Genomic DNA, 1,811 nt, shown 5'->3' on the forward strand with positions numbered 1-1,811 from the left:
TGATGCGGCATGGGAACAGGCGGTTGCGCGTGAAGGAGTGATACGAAGGCTGGCGAGCATGGCCAAACCTAATCGCCGCGAATTCCTCTCGGCCTGCCGGGAACTTGGTCTCAAACGATCCCGTCTTTACGATCTAATCAGAGCTTATAAGGCGCGGCCGATCACCAGTTCTCTCCTGACAGGCGCGCCGGGGACCCAAACGGGCAGCAGGCGGTTGCCGGCAGCGATCGAGGCCGTGATTGCAGCGGCAATTGAGGACTTCTTCAAGTCCCGTCAGAAGCCGAGCATCAATGCGTTGTACAAGGAAGTGCGCAGGCGTTGCGGTCAACAGGGCCTGCGCGCTCCGTGCTGGACCTCTGTCCGCGACCGTGTAGCCGCGATAGACCCTGCCGAATTGGTGGCGGCCCGCGAGGGGGCCCAGGCAGCCCGTAGTCGTTATCATCCTGTCGCCGGAACCTATCGGATTGAGCGGGCTTTCGAGGTTGTCCAGATCGATCACACTTTGGTGGATGTCATCGTTGTAGACCGTTCCCACCGCAAGCCCCTGCAAAGGCCTTGGGTGACGCTGGCCATCGACATTGCCAGCCGTATGGTTGCTGGGTTTTATCTGACACTGGAACCGCCATCAGCCTTGTCGGTTTCTTTGGCGGTCCAACATCTTGTGCAGCCCAAACTGGATTGGCTGGACGGTTTGGGCATTGATGCAAACTGGCCGACGTCGGGGTTACCTGAGACCATTCATGTCGATAACGCCAAGGAGTTCCGCTCAAAGGCAATGCGGCGTGGTGCTGAAGAACATGGGATTTCGCTGCAGTACCGACCGATCGGATCGCCACATTACGGCGGTCATATCGAGCGGCTGATCGGAACGATGATGGGGGCGGCACATTTGCTGCCCGGGTCGACATTTAGCAACATCAAAGACCGTGGTGACTATGACTCTGTAGCAAATTCGTCGATGACGCTGGATGAGCTGGAGCGGTGGTTTGCTCTTGAAATCACCCGTTATCATGCTGAACGGCACCGATCCTTGGGTATTCCACCGATTGCGGCTTGGCAGGAGGCCGTTCAGAGACGCGATGCGGCCTTGCGACACCCCTATGATCCAGAAGGGTTTCGGATCGACTTTCTGCCTGCTGTCGAACGTATGGTGCGCCGCGATGGTATCCACCTGTTCGGCCTAAGATACTGGGACGATGTTCTGAGTATTTGGGCTGGCAGGCAGGGGCGACAGTTGCGTGTGTCCTACGATCCACGGGACCTGTCCACCGTGTTCGTGCGGGGCCCGGATGGTCAGCGATACCCTGTGCGGTTTGCCGATCTGCGGCACCCTCCGATCACTTTGGCAGAGCATCGCCGCGCGCAGACAGTTCTGCGCCAGCGGGGTCGATCGCTAGAGGACGAAGAGCTGATTTTCGCAGTGATCGAAGAGCAGCGGGCCTTGGTTGATGCCGCATCAGGCAAAACGCGGGAAGCCAGACGATTTGCGGAACGGCGAGATCGGGCACTGGCTAACGTCGAGCCTGCCGCGATCGAAGAAAACGACCTTGAACATGCAGAATCTGGTGACATCCTCAATGTGCCCAGTTTCGAAGTGGAGGAATGGTCGTGAGCGGGGCAGGGGAGTTCGCACATCTCGATCCGAACTATCGACGGTTCGCTGCCCTTTCGGACGAAGAGCGTATTGCCTGGATCAGGGCTGACCGCTGGATCGGCTTCGATCAGGCGGGATTGGCGCTTGGACGCCTTGAAAACTTGCTTACCTATCCGCCGCGCGACCGGATGCCCTGTCTGCTGATCTATGGCGACAC

The 1,811-nt window shown here is 58.7% G+C and carries 2 protein-coding genes; both read left to right on the forward strand.

Annotation, left to right across the window (positions count from 1 at the left end; all coding sequences use genetic code 11):
* A partial coding sequence (locus tag A3764_RS23440) for a Mu transposase C-terminal domain-containing protein (RefSeq protein WP_150122439.1) occupies positions 1–1,612 on the forward strand: 1,612 nt, incomplete at its 5' end.
* Positions 1,603–1,811, forward strand: a 209-nt coding sequence (locus A3764_RS23445) for a TniB family NTP-binding protein (protein ID WP_201722512.1), incomplete at its 3' end; no start/stop codon positions are given. The genes A3764_RS23440 and A3764_RS23445, both read left to right, overlap by 10 nt.

This window comes from Sulfitobacter sp. HI0129 (assembly GCF_001635395.1).
Classification (GTDB): domain Bacteria; phylum Pseudomonadota; class Alphaproteobacteria; order Rhodobacterales; family Rhodobacteraceae; genus Sulfitobacter.